Origin of the sequence: Rhizobium aouanii (genome assembly GCF_037002925.1) — a bacterium.
Taxonomy (GTDB): Bacteria; Pseudomonadota; Alphaproteobacteria; order Rhizobiales; family Rhizobiaceae; genus Rhizobium; species Rhizobium aouanii.
The window spans coordinates 121,513-143,480 of the sequence record NZ_JBAMYD010000014.1; the positions used below are offsets into that span (position 1 = coordinate 121,513).

Annotated in this window: 19 protein-coding genes; 12 read left to right on the forward strand and 7 right to left on the reverse strand. The window is 60.6% G+C overall.

Annotated elements, in window-relative coordinates; translation table 11 throughout:
- Positions 1-17 precede the first annotated feature (17 nt).
- From nuoN to V8P77_RS23775, 8 genes are all read left to right on the forward strand, one after another.
- Complete coding sequence (gene nuoN / locus V8P77_RS23740; RefSeq protein WP_025394102.1) at positions 18-1,463, forward strand: NADH-quinone oxidoreductase subunit NuoN; 1,446 nt, start codon at positions 18-20, stop codon at positions 1,461-1,463.
- Positions 1,463-2,227, forward strand: a complete 765-nt coding sequence (locus V8P77_RS23745) for a biotin--[acetyl-CoA-carboxylase] ligase (protein ID WP_335914510.1) — start codon at positions 1,463-1,465, stop codon at positions 2,225-2,227. The genes nuoN and V8P77_RS23745 overlap by 1 nt, the downstream gene beginning before the upstream one ends.
- A 17-nt stretch (positions 2,228-2,244) precedes the next feature.
- Positions 2,245-3,915 carry a ribonuclease J gene (locus tag V8P77_RS23750; RefSeq protein ID WP_335914511.1) on the forward strand — a complete coding sequence of 557 codons (1,671 nt, stop codon included), beginning with the start codon at positions 2,245-2,247 and terminating at the stop codon, positions 3,913-3,915.
- Between the two features lie 2 nt (positions 3,916-3,917).
- Positions 3,918-4,322 carry a methylmalonyl-CoA epimerase gene (gene mce, locus V8P77_RS23755; protein WP_335914512.1) on the forward strand — a complete coding sequence of 135 codons (405 nt, stop codon included), beginning with the start codon at positions 3,918-3,920 and terminating at the stop codon, positions 4,320-4,322.
- A 113-nt stretch (positions 4,323-4,435) separates the two neighbouring features.
- Positions 4,436-4,711 (forward strand): DUF1467 family protein, encoded by a 276-nt coding sequence (locus V8P77_RS23760; protein WP_027665376.1) that lies wholly within the window; start codon positions 4,436-4,438, stop codon positions 4,709-4,711.
- 591 nt (positions 4,712-5,302) lie between these two features.
- Positions 5,303-6,625, forward strand: coding sequence for a proline--tRNA ligase (gene proS, locus V8P77_RS23765; protein ID WP_335914513.1), 1,323 nt, complete (start codon positions 5,303-5,305; stop codon positions 6,623-6,625).
- A gap of 15 nt (positions 6,626-6,640) precedes the next feature.
- The gene (locus tag V8P77_RS23770; protein ID WP_335914514.1) at positions 6,641-7,945 is read left to right on the forward strand and encodes a lipoprotein-releasing ABC transporter permease subunit; all 1,305 of its coding nucleotides are present in this window, start codon (positions 6,641-6,643) and stop codon (positions 7,943-7,945) included.
- A 14-nt stretch (positions 7,946-7,959) separates the two neighbouring features.
- Complete coding sequence (locus V8P77_RS23775) at positions 7,960-8,643, forward strand: ABC transporter ATP-binding protein (protein ID WP_335914515.1); 684 nt, start codon at positions 7,960-7,962, stop codon at positions 8,641-8,643.
- 111 nt (positions 8,644-8,754) lie between these two features.
- Here the strand turns inward: V8P77_RS23775 and V8P77_RS23780 are convergent, their stop codons facing one another.
- Complete coding sequence (locus tag V8P77_RS23780; RefSeq protein ID WP_335914516.1) at positions 8,755-9,219, reverse strand: DUF5680 domain-containing protein; 465 nt, start codon at positions 9,217-9,219, stop codon at positions 8,755-8,757.
- Positions 9,220-9,724: 505 nt separating this feature from the next.
- Here V8P77_RS23780 and dnaE point away from each other — a divergent pair.
- Positions 9,725-13,222: a DNA polymerase III subunit alpha gene (gene dnaE, locus V8P77_RS23785; protein WP_335914517.1), complete on the forward strand. Its 3,498-nt coding sequence runs from the start codon at positions 9,725-9,727 to the stop codon at positions 13,220-13,222.
- Positions 13,223-13,233: 11 nt separating this feature from the next.
- Here dnaE and V8P77_RS23790 read toward each other — a convergent pair whose 3' ends face one another.
- Positions 13,234-14,490: a L,D-transpeptidase family protein gene (locus V8P77_RS23790; protein WP_335914518.1), complete on the reverse strand. Its 1,257-nt coding sequence runs from the start codon at positions 14,488-14,490 to the stop codon at positions 13,234-13,236.
- Between the two features lie 306 nt (positions 14,491-14,796).
- Positions 14,797-16,089, reverse strand: coding sequence for a DNA polymerase IV (locus V8P77_RS23795; protein ID WP_335914551.1), 1,293 nt, complete (start codon positions 16,087-16,089; stop codon positions 14,797-14,799).
- Positions 16,090-16,165: 76 nt separating this feature from the next.
- Between V8P77_RS23795 and V8P77_RS23800 the strand changes: the two genes are divergently transcribed.
- Positions 16,166-16,753 carry a GNAT family N-acetyltransferase gene (locus tag V8P77_RS23800; protein WP_335914519.1) on the forward strand — a complete coding sequence of 196 codons (588 nt, stop codon included), beginning with the start codon at positions 16,166-16,168 and terminating at the stop codon, positions 16,751-16,753.
- Here the strand turns inward: V8P77_RS23800 and V8P77_RS23805 are convergent.
- Both V8P77_RS23805 and V8P77_RS23810 read right to left on the reverse strand, forming a co-directional pair.
- Complete coding sequence (locus V8P77_RS23805) at positions 16,728-17,402, reverse strand: hypothetical protein (RefSeq protein WP_335914520.1); 675 nt, start codon at positions 17,400-17,402, stop codon at positions 16,728-16,730. The genes V8P77_RS23800 and V8P77_RS23805 overlap by 26 nt on opposite strands.
- 2 nt (positions 17,403-17,404) lie before the next feature.
- Positions 17,405-17,713 carry a DUF3572 domain-containing protein gene (locus V8P77_RS23810; protein WP_003558471.1) on the reverse strand — a complete coding sequence of 103 codons (309 nt, stop codon included), beginning with the start codon at positions 17,711-17,713 and terminating at the stop codon, positions 17,405-17,407.
- Between the two features lie 132 nt (positions 17,714-17,845).
- On the opposite strand from V8P77_RS23810, the gene V8P77_RS23815 reads away from it, so the two are divergent.
- Together V8P77_RS23815 and V8P77_RS23820 are read left to right on the forward strand one after the other, a co-directional pair.
- Positions 17,846-18,217 (forward strand): response regulator, encoded by a 372-nt coding sequence (locus V8P77_RS23815; protein WP_003547430.1) that lies wholly within the window; start codon positions 17,846-17,848, stop codon positions 18,215-18,217.
- An 18-nt stretch (positions 18,218-18,235) separates the two neighbouring features.
- Positions 18,236-19,609, forward strand: a complete 1,374-nt coding sequence (locus V8P77_RS23820; RefSeq protein ID WP_335914521.1) for a PleD family two-component system response regulator — start codon at positions 18,236-18,238, stop codon at positions 19,607-19,609.
- A gap of 748 nt (positions 19,610-20,357) precedes the next feature.
- Here the strand turns inward: V8P77_RS23820 and rpmG are convergent.
- On the reverse strand, positions 20,358-20,525 hold the full coding sequence (rpmG, locus tag V8P77_RS23825) for a 50S ribosomal protein L33 (RefSeq protein WP_003547442.1): 168 nt from the start codon (positions 20,523-20,525) through the stop codon (positions 20,358-20,360).
- A gap of 92 nt (positions 20,526-20,617) precedes the next feature.
- Entirely contained in the window at positions 20,618-21,802 is a 1,185-nt protein-coding gene (locus V8P77_RS23830; protein ID WP_335914522.1) for an MFS transporter, read from the reverse strand.
- Between the last annotated feature and the right edge of the window lie 166 nt (positions 21,803-21,968).

The window sequence follows — 21,968 nt, forward strand, 5'->3', positions numbered from 1 at the left end:
GACGGGACTTATTGGACATGACCGCTGAAACAATTCTCCTCAGTCTGCATCTTTCCGCGCCGGAGCTCATCCTCGCGGTCGGCGCCCTTGTCCTGTTGATGGTCGGCGTCTTCTCCGGCGAGCGGTCGGGCCTTCTTGTCACCGGCCTCGCCATCGTCCTGCTGCTGGCCTCCGGCCTGTGGCTGCTCTTCGTGCCGGCAGAGGGCCTTGCCTATGGCGGGGTCTACATGGCCGACGGCTTCTCGCGCTTCATGAAGCTGGTGGCGCTGATCGGTTCGCTGGTCGCCATATTCATGTCGATCGGCCACGCCCGCGAAAACCAGCTCGACAAGTTCGAGTTCCCGGTTCTCCTGGTACTTGCGACCCTCGGCATCCTGCTGATGATCTCGGCCAACGACCTGATCTCGCTCTATCTGGCGCTGGAACTGCAGTCGCTGGCGCTCTACGTCGTCGCAGCGATCAACCGCGACAGCCTGAAGTCGACCGAAGCCGGCCTGAAATATTTCGTCCTCGGCGCGCTTTCCTCCGGCATGCTGCTCTATGGCATGTCGCTGGTCTACGGCTTCACCGGCCACACCCACTTCTCCGAAATCGCCCAGGCGCTGTCCGTCGAGGGCGCGCGGTCGCTCGGCCTGATCTTCGGCCTGGTCTTCATCCTCGCCGGCATCGCCTTCAAGATCTCGGCCGTTCCCTTCCATATGTGGACGCCGGACGTTTACGAAGGCGCGCCGACGCCGGTGACCGCCTTCCTGGCCGCGGCACCCAAGGTTGCTGCCATGGCGATGATGACCCGCATCGTCATCACCGCTTTCCAGCCGGTTCTGGCGGACTGGCAGCAGGTCGTCGTCTTCATCTCGATCGCCTCGATGCTGCTCGGCTCGTTTGCCGCGATCGGTCAGAAGAACATCAAGCGACTGATGGCCTATTCCTCGATCGGTCACATGGGTTATGCGCTGGTCGGTCTTGCCGCCGGCAACCAGACCGGCGTCACCGGCGTCATGCTTTACATGGTCATCTACATGGTCATGACGCTCGGCAGCTTTGCGATCATCATGTCGATGCGCCGCAAGGACGGCACCGTCGTCGAAAATGTCGACGATCTCGCCGGCCTCTCCACAACGAACCCGTTCATGGCCGTGGTGCTGACGGCGCTGATGTTCTCGCTTGCCGGCATCCCGCCGCTCGCCGGCTTCTTCGCGAAGTACTTCGTCTTCGTTGCCGCCATCGAAGCCAAGCTCTATGCGCTCGCCATCATCGGTGTTCTCGCTTCGGTCGTCGGCGCCTACTACTATCTGCGTGTCATCAAGCTGATGTGGTTCGATGAGGCGACTGGCGAATTCGCCCGTGTCTCCGGAGCGCTGCGTCTGGTCTTCGGTCTCTCCGGTCTCTTCGTCACCGCCTATGTCCTCATCGGCGGCCCGATCGGCGGCGCGGCAGAGCTTGCCGCTGCGACGCTCTTTTGATGGCTTCCGACGGACGGCGCCGGATATCGCTCGGCGATTTCAGGCACGAGGCTCTGTCGGAAACATCGTCTACCAACAGCGAATGCCTCGCCCGGGCTCGGGCGGGCGATGGCGGCAATCTCTGGGTGACCGCCGAGAGGCAGACGGGCGGCCGCGGCCGCCGTGGCAGGCTCTGGGTTTCCGAGCGCGGCAATCTCTACGCTTCCCTTCTTCTGATCGACCCGGCGCCGATGGAGCGCCTGGGCTCGCTGCCGCTGGCGATCGCCGTTGCCGTGCACCAGGCGATCCGCAGGGTGCTGCCACTGGGCGCCGAGCCGCTCGAGGTCAAATGGCCGAACGATATCCTCATCGGTCGAAAGAAGACCTGCGGTATTCTCGTCGAAGGCGAGGGGTTGCCTGACGGCCGTTACGCGCTGATCGTCGGCATCGGCATCAATATCTCCGTGATACCGGACAATCCTCTCTACCCCGTCACCTGCCTGCGTCAGCAGGGAAGTGCGGCGTCACCGGAGGAACTCTTCGCGCATCTCTTCGCCGCCACGGCGGAAGTGCTTGAAATATGGGACAAGGGCCGCGGCATCGGCGAGATCACGGCGCTCTGGCGCGCGATCGCCTGCGGCATCGGCGAAAAGATTACGGTGAATTTGCCGGACCGATCGATTTCCGGACAATTCGCCGGAATTGATGATAATGGCTTGTTGATGCTCGATACCGGCGCTGGCAGGATAATGCCCATTGCTGCCGGTGATGTGTTTTTTGGATAGCGGAAAAAACAAAAATTATGGCGAAACAGGACGAACTGGTATTCCTGCCTCTGGGCGGTGTCGGTGAGATTGGCATGAATCTCGCTCTCTACGGCTACGGCCCGCCCGAGCATCGCCAGTGGATCATGGTCGATTGCGGCGTTACTTTTCCGGGGCCTGACCTACCGGGCGTCGACCTCGTATTGCCCGATATCCGCTTCCTCGCCAGCGAACGAAAGAACCTCAAGGCGATCATCATCACCCATGCGCATGAAGACCATTATGGTGCGCTCGCCGACCTTTGGCCCGGCCTCAACGTGCCGGTCTATGCCTCTGGTTTTACATCAGGTCTGCTCGAAGCCAAGCGCAATTTCGAGAAGGCTAAAATCGGCGAAGTGCCGGTGACGCCGTTCAAGGCAGGTGATACGATCAATGTCGGCCCCTTCAGCATCGAAGGTGTCGCCGTCAACCATTCGATCCCCGAGCCGATGTCGCTGATGATCCGCACGCCGGTCGGCAATGTCATCCATACCGGCGACTGGAAGATCGACCACGAGCCTTCGCTGGGCCCCCTGACCGACGAGACGCGTTTCCGCCAGCTCGGCGACGAGGGCGTGCTGGCGCTGATGTGCGACTCCACCAATGCGCTGCGCGACGGTGTCTCGCCCTCCGAGAAGGATGTGTCCGAAAGCCTGCGCAAGATCATCGAGGATGCCGAGGGCAGGGTGGCGATCACCACCTTCTCGTCGAATGTCGGGCGTATCCGCACCGTAACCGAGGCGGCCGAGGCGGCAGGCCGCGAAGTGCTGCTGCTCGGCAGTTCGCTGAAGCGCGTCGTCGACGTCGCCCAGGATGTCGGTCTGATGGAAGGCGTGAAGCCCTTCATCTCCGAGGAGGAATACGGCTATATCCCGCGTGACAAGGTCGTCGTCATCCTGACCGGCAGCCAGGGCGAGGCGCGGGCAGCTCTTGCCAAGCTCGCCCGCGACGAGATGCGCAATGTGGCCTTTGCGGCGGGCGATATCGTCGTCTTTTCCTCGCGCGCCATTCCCGGCAACGAGAAGGCGATCCAGGACATCAAGAACGGCCTCGTCGAGCAAGGCGTGCACATCATCACGGATACCGAGGCGCTGGTCCACGTTTCCGGCCATCCGCGCCGCAACGAGCTGCAGCGGATGTATGAGTGGACGCGGCCAAAGATCGTCGTGCCGGTGCATGGCGAGGCGATACATCTGACGGCCCACAAGGAGCTTGCCGAGCAATCCGGCATCGCGCTGGTGCCGCGGGTGCGCAACGGCGACATCCTGCGGCTGGCGCCTGGTCCCGTCGAGGTGATCGGCGAGGCGCCGCATGGCCGGATTTATAAAGATGGCACGCTGATCGGCGATTTCGACGAGATGGGTATCGGCGAGCGCAAGAAGCTCTCCTATGTCGGCCATGTCGCGGTTAACGTCGTGCTCGACGCCCGCTATGACATCGTCGGCGAACCCGACCTCATTTCGATCGGCCTGCCGACCTACGATGACGAGGGCGAGGATATGGAGGATACGCTCTTCGACGCGGCGGTCAGCGCCATCGAGAGCATTCCGCGCGCCCGCCGCAAGGATATCGACATGCTGCAGGAGGCCGTGCGCCGCGCCATCCGCTCGGCCGCGAACAACAGCTGGGGCAAGAAACCTCTTGTCACCGCCTTCGTTACCAAGGTCTGAGCATGCTCGGCCGGGTCAACCATATCGCCATCGCCGTGCCCGATCTGGCCGCGGCGACGGCGGCCTATCGCGATACGCTGGGCGCTGCCGTATCGCAGCCGCAGGCTCTGCCGGAACACGGCGTCACCGTCGTCTTCGTCGAATTGCCAAACGCCAAGGTCGAATTGCTGCAGCCGCTCGGAGCTAGCTCGCCGATCGCATCCTTCCTCGAAAAGAACCCGTCCGGCGGCATGCATCACATCTGCTATGAGGTGGATGATATCCTTCTTGCCCGTGACCGGCTGATCGAGGCGGGCGCCAGAGTGCTCGGCGACGGCCGGCCGAAGACCGGCGCGCACGGCAAGCCGGTGCTCTTTCTGCACCCCAAAGATTTCTTCGGCACGCTGATCGAACTCGAACAGGCCTGAGCCCTGCTGCGGCAGAGTGACCAGCAGGCGGCTAAACGCTTCGCTCGCTTTGAGTTGGTCGCCATTCTGCCGTATAAGGACGCGACATCAGCGCGGCATCAACGGGAACCATAATGCTCCAGATCTTTCTTCAGGGATTTGCCGTCTACTTCATCATCTGGTGGATGACGCTTTTTGCCGTTCTGCCGATCGGCCTGCGCACCCAGGCGGACGACAACGACGTCGTGCTCGGCACCGTTCCGAGTGCGCCCGCCCGGTTTCGCGCCGCTTTCGTGTTTTCGCTGACGACCCTGATTTCGGCCCTGGTTTACGGGCTCTGGTATGTCTGCGACACTTATTTCGGCTGGGGCTTCGATGCCCTGCCGCAACTCGCCCCCAGCTTCTATTGATCGTGGCTTTTGCTCAAACTTTGGGCAGATGTAAACCTATGGAACGCGAACTTCGTCATGCCAGCGTCATACTGTTTGCGGCAAAGAGCTCTCGTAACGGAATGAAGGTCATCCCCTAACGGAAGTCGGCCGGATTTTTGGATGGGATGGAGGCCGAAAAGCCAAAAAAAAACAAGGCTAAAAGCCTTGTTTTAAGTATCGCGTGATCTGTAACCGTTGCCGGGGCTGCGACGAGCGCGCCTAAGATCTGATCCTCCCAAGACTTGACCGCGAATTCGGCAAGAATTTAACTTCCTGCCTGTTTTGTGAGCTAAAACTAGCTCAAACATTGGGCTTTGTCATCTGCTTTTTTTGCATTTTTGCTACACTCTAGCAAAATTTTTCTGTTGACAAGATTTTCGTACAAGTCCTTATAAATACGCGCTTTTTCATGCCCTTTCATTTTGCGGGTGCGAACATGCGCTTCCGGGAGGTTGCCGGCATCCGTTGCGGGTTTCCTTCCTGCCGCGAAGCGGCTATGAACGCTCCCGACATTAACAATGGTCTTTCGATTCCGCCTGCTGCGGGATCTCAACTGCTCCGGAATCCGCCATGCGTCTGTCTCGCTATTTCATGCCCATCCTTAAGGAAAATCCCAAGGAGGCGGAAATCGTCTCCCATCGGCTGATGCTGCGCGCTGGCATGATCCGCCAGCAGTCGCAGGGCATTTATTCCTGGCTGCCGCTCGGCAAACGCGTGCTTGACAAGGTCAACGCCATTATCCGTGAGGAGCAGAACCGTGCCGGCGCCATCGAGCTTTCGATGCCGACCCTGCAATCGGCCGAGCTCTGGCAGGAGAGCGGCCGCTACGACGCCTACGGCAAGGAGATGCTGCGCATCAAGGACCGCCAGGATCGGCCGATGCTCTACGGCCCCACCAACGAAGAGATGGTGACGGATATTTTCCGCTCCTCCGTCAAGTCCTATAAGGACCTGCCTCTCAATCTCTATCATATCCAGCTGAAGTTCCGTGACGAGATCCGTCCGCGCTTCGGCACCATGCGCTCGCGCGAATTCATGATGAAGGATGCCTATTCCTTCGATCTGACGCGCGAAGCGGCGGAGCATTCCTACAACAAGATGTTCGCCGCCTATCTCAGAACCTTCGACAGGCTCGGCCTGCGCGCCATCCCGATGCGCGCCGATACCGGCCCGATCGGCGGCAAGCTCAGCCATGAATTCATCATTCTCGCCGATACCGGCGAATCCGAAGTCTTCTGCCACAAGGATTTCGTCGATTTCGATATTCCTGGTGAACACACCGATTTCGACAATGTCGAAGGCCTGCAGGCGATCTTCGACAAATGGACCTCGCTCTATGCGGCGACCTCGGAGATGCACGACGAGGCGGCTTTCAACGCCGTTCCTGAAGGCGACCGCCTGTCGGCGCGCGGTATCGAGGTCGGCCACATCTTCTATTTCGGCACGAAATATTCCGAGCCGATGGGCGCGAAAGTGCAGGGACCTGACGGCAAGGAACACTTCGTTCACATGGGTTCCTACGGTATCGGCCCGACACGCCTTGTTCCCGCCATCATCGAAGCATCGCATGATGATAACGGAATCATCTGGCCGGCGTCGGTCGCACCCTTCGATATCGTGGTGATCAACATGAAGGCGGGCGATCAGGCCTGTGACGATACCTGCGAGCTGATCTATGCCGCGCTGAGCAAGGCCGGTAAGGATGTGCTCTATGACGATACCGACGACCGGGCCGGCACGAAATTCGCGACCGCCGACCTGATCGGTGTACCCGTCCAGATCATCGCCGGCCCGCGCGCGGTCGCAAACGGCGAAGTGGAAGTGAAGGACCGCAAGACCGGCGCCCGCGAAACGATGACCATCGAAGCGGCGATCAATCGGTTCGTGGCTTAAGGAAACGGAGGCGAAATGGCAGAGGCAGCAGTGGACCGGAGTTCGAAATCCGGCTTGGGTCCGGCTGGCAAGCCATTTTCCACCTTCGAACGCCTTGTGGCGTGGCGTTATCTTCGCGCCCGCCGCAAGGAAGCGTTCATATCGGTCATCGCCGGTTTCTCCTTTGTCGGTATCATGCTCGGCGTTGCGACGCTGATCATCGTCATGGCCGTGATGAACGGCTTCCGCACCGAGCTCGTCTCGCGCATCCTCGGCATCAACGGCCACATGATTGTCCAGCCGGTCGACGGCCCCTTCACCGATTATCCTGTCCTCAGCAGCAAGCTCGCCGGCGTGCCCGGTGTCAAGATGGCGCTACCGCTCGTGGAAGGTCAGGTGCTCGCCTCCGCCCAAGCCGGCGGCAGCACCGGCGCTCTGGTGCGCGGCGCTCGCGCCGAGGATCTGACCAAGCTCAAGACGGTCTCCGACAACATCAAATCAGGCGACATGGTGGGTTATGCCTCCGGCGATGGCGTGCTGATCGGTAGCCGCATGGCCGATCAGCTTGGTCTGCGCGTTGGCGATCTCATTACGCTGACGTCACCAGATGGCGACATCACGCCGATGGGCGTCAGCCCTCGCATCAAGTCCTACAAGATCTCCGGCCTCTTCGAGATCGGCATGTCGGAATATGACTCCTCGATCATCTTCATGCCGCTCGAGGAAGCGCAGCTCTATTTCAATGCCGAGGGACTGGTGCAGTCGATCGAGCTCTTCGTCGATAATCCCGACGATATCGACGATCTGAGGCCCAAGGTGGAGGAAGCGGCCGGCCGCCAGATCGCCATCACCGACTGGCGCCAGCGCAACCAGACCTTCTTCTCGGCGCTGCAGGTCGAGCGCAACGTCATGTTCATGATCCTGACGCTGATCGTGCTCGTCGCGGCGCTGAATATCATCTCCGGCCTCATCATGCTGGTGAAGGACAAGGGCAGCGATATCGCCATCCTGCGCACCATGGGCGCCAGCGCCGGCGCGATCATGCGCATCTTTTTCATGACCGGGGCGGCGATCGGCATCGTCGGCACCATTGCCGGTGTGCTGCTCGGCGTCCTCGTCTGCGTCAACATCGAATCCGTCCGCCAGTTCTTCTCCTGGATCTCCGGCACCGTGCTCTTCAATCCGCAGGTCTATTTCCTCAGCCAGCTGCCGGCCGAGATGGATCTGAGCGAAACGATCTCGATCGTCGCCATGGCGCTGACGCTCTCCTTCATCGCGACCATCTTCCCGGCCTGGCGTGCCTCCAGGCTCGATCCGGTGCAGGCCCTGCGCTACGAATAAGGAATGCCGCCTTCATGAAACGCAACGTCGTTCTCCAGCTTACCGGCGTCCAGCGCCATTACGGGCAGGGCGGTACGCTGCTCTCGATCCTGAAGGGCGCGGATTTTTCGATATCGAAGGGGGAGATTGTCGCTCTCGTCGCCCCTTCCGGCACCGGCAAGTCGACACTGCTGCATGTTGCCGGCTTGCTGGAGCATCCGGACGGCGGTGAGGTCAATATCAACGGCCATGCCTGTGACGGTCTGAGCGACGAGAAACGCACCGCCATCCGCCGCAGCGAAATTGGCTTCGTCTATCAGTTCCACCACCTGCTGCCGGAATTCTCGGCGCTCGAAAATATCATGATGCCGCAGCTGATCGCCGGGCTTTCCTGGAAGGAAGCCGGAGAGCGGGCCGGCCAACTTCTCGATTATATGCGCATCGGCCATCGCGGCTCGCATCGCCCCGGCGAGCTTTCCGGCGGCGAGCAGCAGCGCGTTGCGATTGCCCGCGCCGTCGCCAATGCGCCGACACTGCTTCTTGCCGACGAGCCGACCGGCAATCTCGACCCTGAAACGGCAAGCTACGTCTTCGACGCGCTGGAAGCGCTGGTGCGCCAGTCCGGCCTTGCTGCCCTCATCGCCACCCATAATCACGAGCTCGCCCGCCGCATGGATCGGCGCGTGACGATATCCGATGGCAAGATCGTCGATTTCTGATGCATGTCGCCCAAAAGGGTGCAGCGGTTTTGGGATAACGTATGCACAAATCAAAGACTTAAAGCGCCTCGCATGAATCCGGATTGATGCGATACACTTTAAAGACTGCGGTCAGGGGATGACCAGCCCGCCGCGGTAGTCGAGCATATAGACCTTCTGGCCATCGACCATGATGCATTCGTGGCCGATGAACCGCTCGCAACCGCCTTCGCTGCTGTCGATATAGCGGCCGAAAGGATGGTCGAATTCCATCCCGCCAAGAAACCGGCCCTCGCGATACATCGCAGAAAGTGCCGTCTTGATCACCGTTCCTGCTGCTGCGCCGTCGATGAGCTTCGGGGCAATGACGCAGCCGAAATAATTCATCGCCCAGACGGGCTCGTCGGCAAGCCACACCACTTCCTGCCCGGCGAAATCGGTCCCGCCGAAATAACTGTCGAGATAGCGCCAGCCGCCGCGTTCGTAACCGATATCGTGGGAATTCGGCCGGCAGGACGTACGCGCCACGCCGCCGCCGACATAGGTCGCAGCCTTCGCCTCCACGACGAATTCGTTCAGCATCGTAATATCCAACATGTCGTTCTCCTCTCAGCCCGCCGATGCTGGCAAATATGCTGCGATGTGTAAAGAACGAAAGGGGAACGAAGACCAGAAATAAGCGGGCCGCCGTGGAGGCTGGCCGTCCAGGCGCCGTGACCGATCTGGGGCAGGCCGAGAAGGGAGCAACCTGCTGCCCGTCACGTCGAGTGCCGGCTCCCAGCAATCCGCAGGGGCACATTCCCGCATTTTTCGGACATAAGAAAGAAGGAAAAGATTCCTGTTGACAACGGAACATACATGGAACAAATTGAAAACATAACGAGTAAAGGAGAGCCCGATGACTGACATGATCCGTGATATCGCAGCATTCACCTCCATCGCAATGTTCGTTGCCAGCTTCTCGCTCATCGTGATTGCGCTCTAAACTTTTCAGGGGATCGCATGGTACTCATGCGGTCCGGCCGCGGGACTTCTTCTGGACATCATCGCCCTCTATGCCGACAATGCGTCCGATTCATTCGGGTGATTGGGAAGGCATGTCATGGCGGATACGGCAAAGGGTTCAACGGGTGAGGCGACCGGCGGCACGCCAGGCTTCATCCACCTGAGGGTCCATTCCGCCTATTCGCTTCTCGAGGGCGCACTGCCGCTGAAGAAGATCCTCTACAAGGCGACCGGCGACAGCCAGCCGGCGATTGCGATTACCGATACCAACAATCTGTTCGTCGCCCTCGAATTCTCCCAGAAAGCGATGGAAGACGGCCTGCAGCCGATCATCGGCTGTCAGGTCTCGATCGATATGGGAGACGGGTTGGAGACGGAAAAGCGCGGCAGCCAGCAGGCCCTGGTCAAGCTGCCGTCGATCGTTCTTCTCGCCGCGACGGATGCCGGTTACGAACGGCTGGTCGATCTCGTCAGCCGGGCCTATCTCGGCGGCGAAAGCAACCAGGCCGTTCATGTCAGCGCCTCCTGGCTGGAGGAGGCAGGCACGGAAGGGCTGATCGCATTGAGCGGCGCCTTGACCGGGCCGGTCGACGTGGCGATCAAGGAAGGCCATCCCGCTCAGGCGGAAGCCCGGCTGCTCACGCTGAAGCGCCTCTTCGGCGACAGGCTCTATGTCGAGCTGCAGCGGCACGGCACCTACGACAAGCGGCACGAGCAGAAGATTATCGGGCTTGCCTATGCCCACGACCTGCCGCTGGTTGCGACCAACGAGGCCTTTTTTCCGACCCGCGACGATTACGACGCCCATGATGCGCTAATGGCGGTCGCGCACAACGCCATCGTCTCCGACGACAGCCGCTTTCGCCTGACGCCGGATCACTATCTGAAGAGCCGGGCCGAGATGGTCAAGCTCTTCGCCGACCTGCCGGAAGCGCTGGAAAATACGATCGAGATCGCCACGCGCTGCTCCTTCGTGCTGAAGACGCGAAAGCCGATCCTGCCGCGCTTCACCGGTGCGACCGACGATGCCGAGGAGGCCGAACGCGCCGAGGCGAGCGAGCTGCGCCGCCAGGCGGTCGAAGGGCTGGACATGCGGCTTGCAACACTCGGCATGTCGCCGGGTTACGAGGAGAAGGATTATCGCGAACGGCTGGATTTCGAACTCAGCGTCATCGAGCGCATGCGTTTCCCCGGTTACTTCCTGATCGTTGCCGATTTCATCAAATGGGCCAAGCAGCATGACATTCCGGTCGGTCCCGGCCGCGGTTCGGGCGCCGGTTCGCTGGTCGCCTATGCCTTGACGATCACCGACGTCGATCCCTTGCGTTTTTCGCTGCTCTTCGAGCGCTTCCTCAATCCGGAACGCGTCTCGATGCCCGACTTCGACATCGACTTCTGCCAGGACCGCCGCGAAGAGGTGATCCGCTATGTCCAGGCCAAGTATGGCCGCGAGCAGGTGGCGCAGATCATCACCTTCGGTTCGCTGCAGGCACGCGCCGCCCTTCGCGATGTCGGCCGCGTGCTTGAGATGCCCTATGGCCAGGTCGACAAGATCTGCAAACTCGTGCCGAATAATCCCGCCAATCCGACGCCGCTGTCCAAGGCGATCGAGGAGGAGCCGAAGCTGCAGGAGGAGGCGGCAAAGGAACCGGTTGTCGCGCGCCTGCTCGACATCGCCCAGAAGATCGAGGGGCTTTACCGCCATGCCTCGACCCATGCCGCCGGCATCGTCATCGGCGACCGGCCGCTTTCCAAACTGGTGCCGATGTATCGCGATCCGCGTTCGGATATGCCGGTCACCCAGTTCAACATGAAATGGGTGGAGCAGGCGGGCCTCGTCAAGTTCGACTTCCTCGGCCTGAAGACGCTGACCGTGCTGAAGGTCGCGGTCGATTTCGTCGCCAAGCTCGGCATCAAGGTCGATCTCGCAGCCATTCCTCTCGACGACAAGAAGACCTACGAGATGCTGTCGCGCGGTGAGACGGTCGGCGTGTTCCAGGTGGAAAGTGCGGGCATGCGCAAGGCGCTGATCGGCATGAAGCCGGACTGCATCGAGGACATCATCGCGCTGGTGGCGCTCTACCGCCCGGGCCCGATGGAGAATATCCCGACCTACAATGCCCGCAAGCACGGCGACGAAGAGCTGGAATCGATCCATCCGATGATCGACCACCTGCTCAAGGAAACCCAGGGTGTCATCGTCTATCAGGAACAGGTGATGCAGATCGCCCAGGTACTTTCCGGCTATTCGCTGGGCGAAGCCGACCTTCTGCGCCGCGCCATGGGTAAGAAGATCAAGGCCGAGATGGACCAGCAGCGCGAACGCTTCGTCGTCGGCGCGGTCAAGAACGGCGTATCGAAACCGCAGGCCGACAATATCTTCGAACTGCTGGCGAAGTTCGCCAATTACGGCTTCAACAAGTCGCATGCCGCCGCTTACGCCATCGTCTCCTACCAGACGGCCTACATGAAGGCGCATTATCCGGTCGAATTCCTCGCCGCCTCGATGACGCTCGACATGTCGAATACGGAAAAGGTCAATGATTTCCGCCAGGATGCCAAGCGCCTCGGCATCGAGGTGATCGCACCCTCGGTGCAGACCTCCTTCCGCCATTTCGAGACCGGCGCCAACCGCATCTATTACGCGCTCGCCGCCCTCAAGGGTGTCGGCGAATCCGCCGTCGACCATATCGTCGAGGTGCGCGGCGACAAGCCCTTTGCCAGCATCGAAGATTTCTGCCTGCGCATCGATCCGCGTCAGGTCAATCGTCGCGTGCTCGAAAGCCTGATCTATGCCGGCGCCTTCGATTGTTTCGACATGGACCGCGCCCAGCTGGCAGCCGGCCTCGACCGTGTTCTCGGTTATGCCCAACGCGCCCAGGAGAACAAGCTGAGCGGCCAGTCGGACATTTTCGGCAGCACGCTGACGTCGGGGCCTGAGAAGATCTCGCTGCCGCCGTTCTCGCCCTGGCTCCCCTCCGAGCGGCTGCTCAAGGAATTCCAGGTGCTCGGCTTCTATCTGACAGCCCACCCGCTCGATTCCTACAACAACATCCTGCAGAAGATGCGGGTGCAGACCTTTGCCGAGTTTTCCGCCGCCATCAAACAGGGCGCGGCCAATGCCCGCCTTGCCGGCACCGTCATCTCGAAGCAGGAGCGCAAGACCCGCACCGGCAACAAGATGGGCATCATCGTCTTCTCCGATTCTTCGGGCCAGTTCGAAGCGGTGCTGTTTTCGGAAATGCTGAACCAGTATCGCGACGTATTGGAGTCAGGCAAATCCTTCGTGCTAACCGCGACGGGCGAGGAGCGGCCGGAGGGCATCGGCCTGCGCATCCAGACGATCCAGTCGCTGGAGGAAAAGTCACTGCAGATGCAGAAGGCGCTGCGCGTCTATGTCCGCGATTCCGGACCGCTGAGGATGGTCGCCGGCCATTTGAACGCCAAGGGTGATGGCCTCGTTTCCTTCATCGTCATCAAAGAGGATGGCAAGCGCGAGGTGGAAGTGGCGCTGCCGGAGAAATACCGCATCACGCCGGAGATTGCCGCCGCCCTTCGCGCCGCCCCCGGCGTCGTCGACGTTGAACTGGTCTGATCAGCCCCACGTCACCCGCGGGTGATGGTGATAAAATCCGTGCCTTCGCCGGTCTCCCGGCCGAGGCCGGTATCGGAGATCGTCAGCGTCGAGCCGGGCGCGATCAGGGCGTTGATCCTGCGGCGGGTCTCATCGGGGATGCTAATCCGGCTGAGCGAACGGGCGATCGGCTTGCCTGTGATGATCGAGCTTTCCTGATTGGTGATGCCGAGCCGCTTCATCGTTTCGCGGGAGAGATTGTTCGCGAGCGTGATGCTGAGCCATTCCGCTGTGCCGGCCTTTGCATCGACGGCATGCAACGTGAAGAAATGCGTGCCGAGCGCCAGTCCCGGATCGGCGATCGTCACCGGCGCTTCGAAGAGGGGCTTGAAGGCCTGCCGCACCATGATGACGCCGTTCGGCGGCTCGCCCTTGCCTGCCGCGGCATAGACTTCCCTGAGGAGCGTGTCTGAGACCAGGTTCCTGTCGGCGGCGAATTCCGTCGGCCGCAATGTCTTGAAAGCCTTGATCGCCTGCACGGTCGACGGACCGAGCAAGCCGTCCGGATTGCCGGCTGAAAAGCCGAGCTGGTTGAGCAGGGTCTGGATGTCGATCACCGTCTCGCGCAGTGTCCGTCGCGTAACGAGCATGCTGATCGGCTCGGACGGCGGCTCGGGTTCGGGCGCTGCAATCGGCGGCACGGCCGGCATCGGCATCGCAGCCGTGTCGTTCATCGCCACCTGTACCGGCTCCCCGAGGCCGTCGGGCATGGAGGGCCGCAGCTCGACATCCGAAAGCAGCGGCATCGCCGCCGGTCCTTGCCGATGGAAAAGCGTCGGATGGTCGATCGGTTGCGGCGCCAGTTCACCGTCGCTGATAATGACGGGGACACCGCGGTCGGTCATCCCATAGAGCATTTTTGCGAAGGTGCCGGGCATGCGCACGCAGCCATGCGAGGCCGGATAACGCGGCACCGAATTGGATTCGTGCAGCGCGATGCCGGACCAGGTCAGCCGTTGCATGAACGGCATCGGGGCGTTGGAATAGAGATTGGATTCGTGGTATTTCTGCTTTTCCAGCACCGAAAATATGCCGCTCGGCGTCGTGTGGCCGTCCTTGCCGGTCGAGACCTTCGAGGTCGCGACGACCTCGGTGCCATCATAGACCGCAAGCGACTGCTTGTCCTTCGAGACGATGATCTGCAGCGTGCGCCCATCCGCGGCAAGAGCGGGGTGCACGAGTGCGGTGGCCGACAGCAAGCCGAGGCCGAAGACGAGACGCGAGAACATGAGACCCAACCATACGCAATACTTGCCCGGCACATTATGGGACGAAGTTTAAGGAAGATTTTATAGGCCGGACCACCCGCAGGTTTCACGCGTTAGAGCGCCGCGCGTCTTCAGACGCGCTAAGGACGCTCTATCACTTTGAATCTGCGCATAATCCTTTCCGAAAATCGATTCCGATTTTCGGGGTTATGCGCTAGAACAGGATGATTTTAGGCCGGCTCGGCCTAAAATCTGAATCCTGTTCTACATTATATAGTTAGAGCATGATGTCGTCCGAAAACCGCTCACACTTTTCGGCATCATGCTCTAGCGATCGCGCTTGCCGCTGCCGAATGTATAGCCGGTCTCGACCGTCTTCTTGCCGAATTTGTCGCGCAGCTTGTCCATCGCCGCTTCGGCCGCCGCCCGCCGGCCCGATTGCCGGTCGATGAGATCGGGCGGATCGGCGCGGGCGGCATCGCCGAGATCGGTGACGCCGATGCCGATCAAGCGGAACTTCGTACCATCAGTCTCTTTTTCGAGAAGCTCGAGCCCGGTTCGGAAGATCCTGTCGGCAAGCTGGGTCGGGTCTTCGAGCTTGCGGTTGCGGGTGCGCGATTTGAAATCGGCGGTCTTCATCTTCAAGACCACGGTCTGGCCGGCAATGTCGTTTTTCTTCAGCCGCCAGGAGACCTTTTCGGAGAGGTTGCGCAGGATCGGCACCAGATCGTCATAACGCGAGATGTCGTCGAAGAAGGTGGTCTCGGACGAAACGCTCTTGGCCGCATCATTGAGATGCACGTCGCGGTCGTCGATGCCGCGCGACAGCCGTGCGAGCCGCTGGCCGATGCTGCCGTAGCGGCGCATCAGGTCGTTTTCCTCCATCTGCTGCAGCTGGCTGATGGTGCGGATGCCGTCCGCCTCCAGCGTCGCCGCAAAGGCCTTGCCGACACCCCAGATAGTGGTGACGGGACGCGGCGCCAGGAACTCGACCGCTTCCTCGCGGCCGATGACCGAAAAGCCGCGTGGCTTCTGCAGATCGGAGGCGACCTTGGCGAGGAATTTGCAATAGGAAAGCCCGACCGAAACGGTGATGCCGATCTCGCTTTCGATGCGGCGGGCGAATTTGGCGAGCGTGCGCGCCGGCGGATCGTGATGCAGCCTCTCGGTGCCGCCGAGCTCCAGGAAGGCCTCGTCGATCGAAAGCGGCTGCACCAGCGGCGTCAGATCCTGCATCATGGCGCGCACCTGGCGTCCGACCCGGACATATTTCTCCATGTCGGGGCGAATGACGATCGCTTGAGGGCAGGCCTCCAGCGCCTTGAACATCGGCATGGCCGAACGTACGCCGTGGATGCGGGCGATATAGCAGGCGGTGGAAACCACACCGCGTTTGCCGCCGCCGATAATGACAGGCTTGTCGGCAAGTTCCGGATTGTCGCGTTTCTCGACGGCCGCATAGAACGCGTCGCAATCGATATGGGCAAGCGTCAAGGCGTAGAGTTCGCGATGGCGCACGAGACGGGGGCTGCCGCAGGAAACGCAACGGCGCACCTCGCCCTTCTGCTCGGCAAGGCAGTCGCGACAGAAGCCGGGTGTCTTGTCAGGCGCGGGCGTCATGATGAGAACAAAGATTGAACGCCGGGACATTACGCCTTAAGCTTCCGAGTCTCAAGAGAGGGCGGGAGCTTTGCCTTTGGATAACGACCTTCGTTTCGAGCCGGTAACGCCAGAACGCTGGGACGACTTCGAAATCGTGTTCGGGCCGCAGGGTGGCTTCTATAACTGCTGGTGCGTCGCATTGCGCCTGCCGCATGCGGTGAGGACGAAGATGCCGGCCGACGAGCGCAAGGCGCATATGCGGGAGCGGATCAAGGCGGGTCCGCCGCCGGGCATCCTCTGTTATGCCGACGGCGCGCCGGTCGCCTGGGTGCAAGTCGGGCCGCGCCACGACGTACCGCAGTTCAATTCGCCGCGCACCGTCTCGCAGCCGCTGGAGGAAGGCGATGCGCATGATCCATCCATCTGGGCCGTCAGTTGCTTCTTCCTGCTGCCCAAACTGCGCGGCAAGGGAATGAGCAACCACCTGCTCGCCGGCGCGATCGACCATGCGCGGCGCCAGGGAGCGCGGCTGCTCGAAGCCTGTCCGATCGATCATGTGAAGCAATCGAAATCCGTGACGCTCTGCATCGGCTCGACGGCGATCTTCGATGCCGCCGGTTTCGAGACGATAGCTCGGCGCAAGGACGGCCGTCCGCTCATGCGGCTGGAACTGCGTGCGTGAAGGTGCCGGAAAGAAAATGCGCCTCGATCAGCTCGGCCGCATGCGTCCAGTCGGTGGCGCGGGTGATGTCGTCAGCGGCGGCCGGTGCGAAACGATGGACGGGCGAGTTCGGCATCAGGTGAATCAGCAGGCAATCGGCGACGTGATCCCTGACGGAATGCAGATTGCGCGCCATATCATCAATGAAGACGACGGGAAGGGAGCGGCTGGCATGCAATGCGTGAACGATCGGCCCCTTGGGTTGTTCGGTGGCAAGCAGCGGAAAGAGCAGGCCCATCCTGTCGAGCAGGCGACGGCGCTGGTTCTGGAACCGCGGCTGCATGGCTGTCAGGAAAAGCACATCGGCCTCTTCCGAAAGCCCGTCGAGCGTTTCGACGACGCGGTCGAGCGGCGTCTGCCACAGCTCTTGTGCCTCGAAGAATTCGTCGATCAGCCGGCTGACCTCTTGATCCTCGATCTCCACGCCGTCGGTTTGCGAGACGATGTTGCCGTGCAGCCGGAACGATCGCGGCAGAAACGCGTGACCCTGGCTCTGAAGGAAAAGCTGGAAGGGACCTATGAACTGCAGCACGACGTCGTCGACGTCGCAGACGATCAACGGCCGTTCGCCGAGGTGGATATGCGAGATGTCGAATTCCCCGGAGGTCACGGTCAGTATTCTCCGGAATCGAGGCCCGGTGACGAGAAATGCCGCCAGGCCGCCGTCACGGTCTCTGGGCTGATTCCGCTCGCCGCGCAGAAGGCCATGGCCGTCGGTTCGTGGTTCATCAGAAAATCCATCAAGCCGGCAAGGAATCCCGGATCGTTTACGGCGTTGCGCACCTGGCCGGGCGCCACACCCGTCAGGGCGAGGAAGCGGCCGAACATGTCGGGATCGTCGGCAAGCCAGCCGAGCACGGCGATCGCTGTCTCGTGCGGGTCGGCGGCCTGTTGTTTCGAAGTCTTGAAGTTGCTTTGCATTTCGCTGGGTAAGTTACCTTTTCTTCAACCAAATACCGGTAGCGTGCGCTATCGGTTTCACGCAGCTTTTGTCCGCATGTGCCTTTGTCATGGGACGAACCGCTGCGCGAACGGACGTAGGGACAGCTTGTCATGCCCAAACAGGTGATGATTGTAGAAGATAACGAGCTTAACATGAAGCTCTTTCGCGACCTCATCGAGGCGTCCGGTTATACGACGATCCAGACCAGAAACGGTATGGAGGCGCTCGATCTGGCGCGCAAGCATCGCCCCGATCTCATCCTGATGGATATTCAGCTTCCCGAAGTCTCCGGCCTCGAAGTCACGAAATGGCTGAAGGAAGACGACGAGCTGCACGTGATTCCCGTCATCGCCGTTACGGCTTTCGCGATGAAGGGCGACGAGGAGCGGATCCGCCAGGGCGGCTGCGAGGCCTATGTTTCCAAGCCGATCTCGGTTCCGAAATTCATCGAGACGATCAAGACCTATCTGGGCGATGCCTGACGCATCGGAAAGACGCTGATGACTGCGCGAATACTGGTGGTTGACGATATTCCGGCCAACGTGAAGCTGCTCGAAGCGCGGCTGCTTGCGGAGTATTTCGACGTGATGACCGCAGCCGACGGTTACACCGCACTGGCGATCTGCGAGCGCAACCAGGTCGATCTCATCCTGCTCGACATCATGATGCCCGGCATAGACGGTTTTGAGGTCTGCGAGCGGCTGAAGGCCAGCCAGAAGACCGCCCATATTCCAGTCGTCATGGTCACCGCGCTCGACCAGCCGACCGATCGCGTACGCGGCCTGAAGGCCGGCGCTGACGATTTTCTCACCAAGCCGGTCAACGATCTGCAGCTGATTTCCCGGGTGAAGAGCCTGCTGCGGCTGAAGACGTTGAGCGATGAGTTGCGTATCCGCGCCGACACCGCCCATACGATGGGCATCGATGACCTCACACGGGCAGGCGAGGGCCGCGCCGACGAGACCGCTCAGGTCCTGCTCGTCGACGGCCGCGCCAATTCGCAGGAGCGCATCATAAAGGCGCTGAAGCCCGTCGCCGACGTGCTTGCCCTCTCCGATCCGCAGGCCGCCCTCTTCGAGGCGGCCGAAAGCGCGTTCGATCTCGTCATCGTCAACGCCAACTTCGACGACTACGATCCGCTTCGCCTCTGCTCGCAGCTGCGCTCGCTGGAGCGCACCCGCTTCCTGCCGATCCTGATCATCACCGAGCAGGGCGCTGACGAAATGGTCGTGCGCGCGCTCGATCTCGGCGTCAACGACTACATCATCCGCCCGGTCGATCCCAATGAGCTGGTTGCCCGCAGCCTGACGCAGATCCGCCGCAAGCGCTATAACGACCGCCTGCGCGCCAGCGTCAAGCAGACGATCGAGCTTGCCGTGACCGATCCGCTGACCGGCCTTTATAACCGGCGCTATCTCGACAATCACCTGAACGTGCTCTTCAACCGTTCGATGGCGCGGGGCCGGCCGCTTTCTGTGCTGATCACCGATATCGACCGCTTCAAGCATGTGAACGACACCTACGGCCATGACGGCGGCGACGAGGTGCTGCGGGAATTTTCAAATCGCGTCCGGTCGACCATCCGCGGTGCCGATCTCGCCTGCCGCTACGGTGGAGAGGAATTCGTTGTCGTGATGCCCGACACCTCGCCGGAAATTGCCGCCGCCGTCGCCGAGCGCCTGCGTGCAGCGATCGAAAGCGCTCCCTTCATGCTGAAACACGCCGGGGGGGCGCTGAACGTCACTGCTTCCTTCGGCATCGCCTCGCGTATTGCGTCGGTACTGACCCCCGACCAGCTCATGAAACAGGCGGATCTGGCTCTTTACGAGGCCAAGAACACCGGCCGAAACCGTGTGGTCGCCGCGGCCGCGTAGCGAATCACTTGCTGCCATACGCGCCATTTGCGGGTTTTCCACTGCGGTAAGCCAATTGTTACCGATTTTTAATTTTCGCTTGCGCCACGCGGGGCGAAAATTTCGCAAGTCAATAGCCCAAAAATGGACTCGCCGCGTTGCTGCGGATGTGTTGCCGCGCGATAGTCTCGAAAGTGTCAGGCCGCAGCTCTAAATGAAATGAAGACTATAAAAAATGCCGGCCGCCGACAGGGTCAAATAGATTGCGGCGACGTCACCTCACGTAAGGGGAGGGGAGGCGTAAGTTGTTAAGCTATAGTGTCGAATTTCTTCGAAGAGCGAAATGCTACGCTTCGAGTTCAAGCAGAGCCGATCAATCTTTGTATGTCCCAAATCTGGACTTTTAACCATAGAATCAAGATCAGAAAATTCATCATTAAGAATTTGTTGATTTTCTTTCATTTTTGCGCAAATTATCGGCTCATAAGAGAAGCGCTCCCGTTGAGGAGTTGTCGATACCCCATGATGCTCAGGTCCGCCGCATCTCCTGGGTCGTGGGGTCGGTCGGCTAGTAGGCAAGTTATAGCGGTTCCTCGTGCCGTTTTGCATGCTGGCCGACCCCCTTTCAAGAAAACGCCGCCACTTCCCGAAGATGGAAGGGCGGCGTTTTGTCTGTTTGCGCTATCATTTTTAAAGACGATCAATCTGAGTAATAAAAAACGCGCAACCCGAGGGCGCGCGCTTTTTTGAAATCCGTCAGGCCAAGTGATTACTTGATCTTGGTTTCCTTGAACTCGACATGCTTCTTCGCAACCGGGTCGTACTTCGTCTTCGTCATCTTGTCCGTCATCGTGCGGCTGTTCTTCGTGGTGACGTAGAAGAAACCGGTGTCGGCCGTCGACAGCAGCTTGATCTTGATTGTTGTAGCCTTGGCCATGGTCGTCCTGCCTTTAAGAAAATGAAAGCCGTGGAAGCCGGATGGGCTCCACGGCAAATCCTGGCGCGAAACTACGAATCCCGCCCGAAAAGTCAAGCCCGTTTTCGAATGAACATCAGTCTGATGCCGGAAAGTAGGGCGTAAAGACCAAAGAAAGCGGCAATCGCCCAGGCAAAACCGTTATTTCCAGCGACATCGATCGCCGCACCGATCGCCTGCGGCCCGGCCACGGTTCCCATCGCATAACAGAAGACAAAGGCGGCATTGGCCGCTGCAAGATCGGAGCCCGTCAGCCGCGAGCCGAGATGGCTGAGGCCGACCGTATAGAGGCCTGAGACGCAGCCACCCCAGAAAAGCAAGAGCCCGGCCATCAGCAGCCAGTTGTTGAGCAACAGCGGCAACATCATCGAGCCGATGAAGCCCATCAGCGCCATGCCGGCCAGAAGCGGTCGTTTGTCGGCGATGCGGTCGGAAAGCAGCCCGAGCGGGATCTGAAAGATGACGTTGCCGACGCCCATCATGGTGAGCAGCAGTGCGGCCTGCGATTCGGTGAAATGGGCGCGCACGGCAAAGATCGGGAAAAGCGACAGCCCGCCCGCTTCGACAGCGCCGAAGATGAAGACCGCTGCCGTCGCCGTCGGCACCAAGAAAACGTAGCGCATGAAATGCAGCTCTGGTTTTTCCTCGAGCACCGGGCTTTCGTCGCGAGCGATGAAGATCGGGATGGCGGCAAGCAGGATGGCGCCGGCGCCGATCAGGAAGGGGAAGATGCCGTCGCTGCCGAGGATCGAAAAGAGCAGTGGTCCGGCCGCGAAGCCAAGGGAAAGCACCGTCGCATAGATGCCGAGAACGAAGCCGCGCTTGGAAGGCGGCGAAGCGGCGTTGATCCAGAATTCGGAGAGGATGAACAGCGTCGTCGTCGCGCCGTGGAAGGCGAAACGCAGCGGAAACCACATCCAGAAATCCTGGGCGTAATAGAAACCGAGCGCGCTCAACGCCGAAATCAGCACGGCCCAGATCATTGTCGGCGCCACGCCATATTTATGGGCGAGCTTGGTGGTGATCGGTGCGGCGGCCATCGCCGCGACCCCGGCCATTGCCGTGTTGAGCCCGATCAGGGTGGACGAGATGCCGCGTTTTTCGAGGATGATGCTGAGGAGGGGCAGACCGAGGCCGATTGCTATGCCAACGGCTGATATGGACGAGACGGCTGCCACCAGAGAAGGCCAATGGATTTCTTCGACATCGCCCGGTGTGCCGGTTCTCGGCTGAGACATTTATCCATCCTTAGAGAGGTGCGCGAACGAATCGGCCGATCCCGTCGGATAGATAGACACAGACGTGCCAAATCCAGGTGACGGATGCCGTTTCGCAGTATTTCCGATGTGAGTGAGCATCTGCGGAATGTAAAGCCCGTTCGGGCAAGAAATGCTTACCATGTCA

What these genes read in the sequence shown, in the direction of transcription:
- nuoN (WP_025394102.1), top strand. Translation starts at nt 18, where the DNA reads ATGACCGCTGAAACAATTCTCCTCAGTCTGCATCTTTCCGCGCCGGAG.
- V8P77_RS23745 (WP_335914510.1), top strand. Translation starts at nt 1,463, where the DNA reads ATGGCTTCCGACGGACGGCGCCGGATATCGCTCGGCGATTTCAGGCAC.
- V8P77_RS23750 (WP_335914511.1), top strand. Translation starts at nt 2,245, where the DNA reads ATGGCGAAACAGGACGAACTGGTATTCCTGCCTCTGGGCGGTGTCGGT.
- mce (WP_335914512.1), top strand. Translation starts at nt 3,918, where the DNA reads ATGCTCGGCCGGGTCAACCATATCGCCATCGCCGTGCCCGATCTGGCC.
- V8P77_RS23760 (WP_027665376.1), top strand. Translation starts at nt 4,436, where the DNA reads ATGCTCCAGATCTTTCTTCAGGGATTTGCCGTCTACTTCATCATCTGG.
- proS (WP_335914513.1), top strand. Translation starts at nt 5,303, where the DNA reads ATGCGTCTGTCTCGCTATTTCATGCCCATCCTTAAGGAAAATCCCAAG.
- V8P77_RS23770 (WP_335914514.1), top strand. Translation starts at nt 6,641, where the DNA reads ATGGCAGAGGCAGCAGTGGACCGGAGTTCGAAATCCGGCTTGGGTCCG.
- V8P77_RS23775 (WP_335914515.1), top strand. Translation starts at nt 7,960, where the DNA reads ATGAAACGCAACGTCGTTCTCCAGCTTACCGGCGTCCAGCGCCATTAC.
- V8P77_RS23780 (WP_335914516.1), bottom strand. Translation starts at nt 9,219, where the DNA reads ATGTTGGATATTACGATGCTGAACGAATTCGTCGTGGAGGCGAAGGCT.
- dnaE (WP_335914517.1), top strand. Translation starts at nt 9,725, where the DNA reads ATGGCGGATACGGCAAAGGGTTCAACGGGTGAGGCGACCGGCGGCACG.
- V8P77_RS23790 (WP_335914518.1), bottom strand. Translation starts at nt 14,490, where the DNA reads ATGTTCTCGCGTCTCGTCTTCGGCCTCGGCTTGCTGTCGGCCACCGCA.
- V8P77_RS23795 (WP_335914551.1), bottom strand. Translation starts at nt 16,089, where the DNA reads ATGACGCCCGCGCCTGACAAGACACCCGGCTTCTGTCGCGACTGCCTT.
- V8P77_RS23810 (WP_003558471.1), bottom strand. Translation starts at nt 17,713, where the DNA reads ATGCAAAGCAACTTCAAGACTTCGAAACAACAGGCCGCCGACCCGCAC.
- V8P77_RS23815 (WP_003547430.1), top strand. Translation starts at nt 17,846, where the DNA reads ATGCCCAAACAGGTGATGATTGTAGAAGATAACGAGCTTAACATGAAG.
- V8P77_RS23820 (WP_335914521.1), top strand. Translation starts at nt 18,236, where the DNA reads ATGACTGCGCGAATACTGGTGGTTGACGATATTCCGGCCAACGTGAAG.
- rpmG (WP_003547442.1), bottom strand. Translation starts at nt 20,525, where the DNA reads ATGGCCAAGGCTACAACAATCAAGATCAAGCTGCTGTCGACGGCCGAC.
- V8P77_RS23830 (WP_335914522.1), bottom strand. Translation starts at nt 21,802, where the DNA reads ATGTCTCAGCCGAGAACCGGCACACCGGGCGATGTCGAAGAAATCCAT.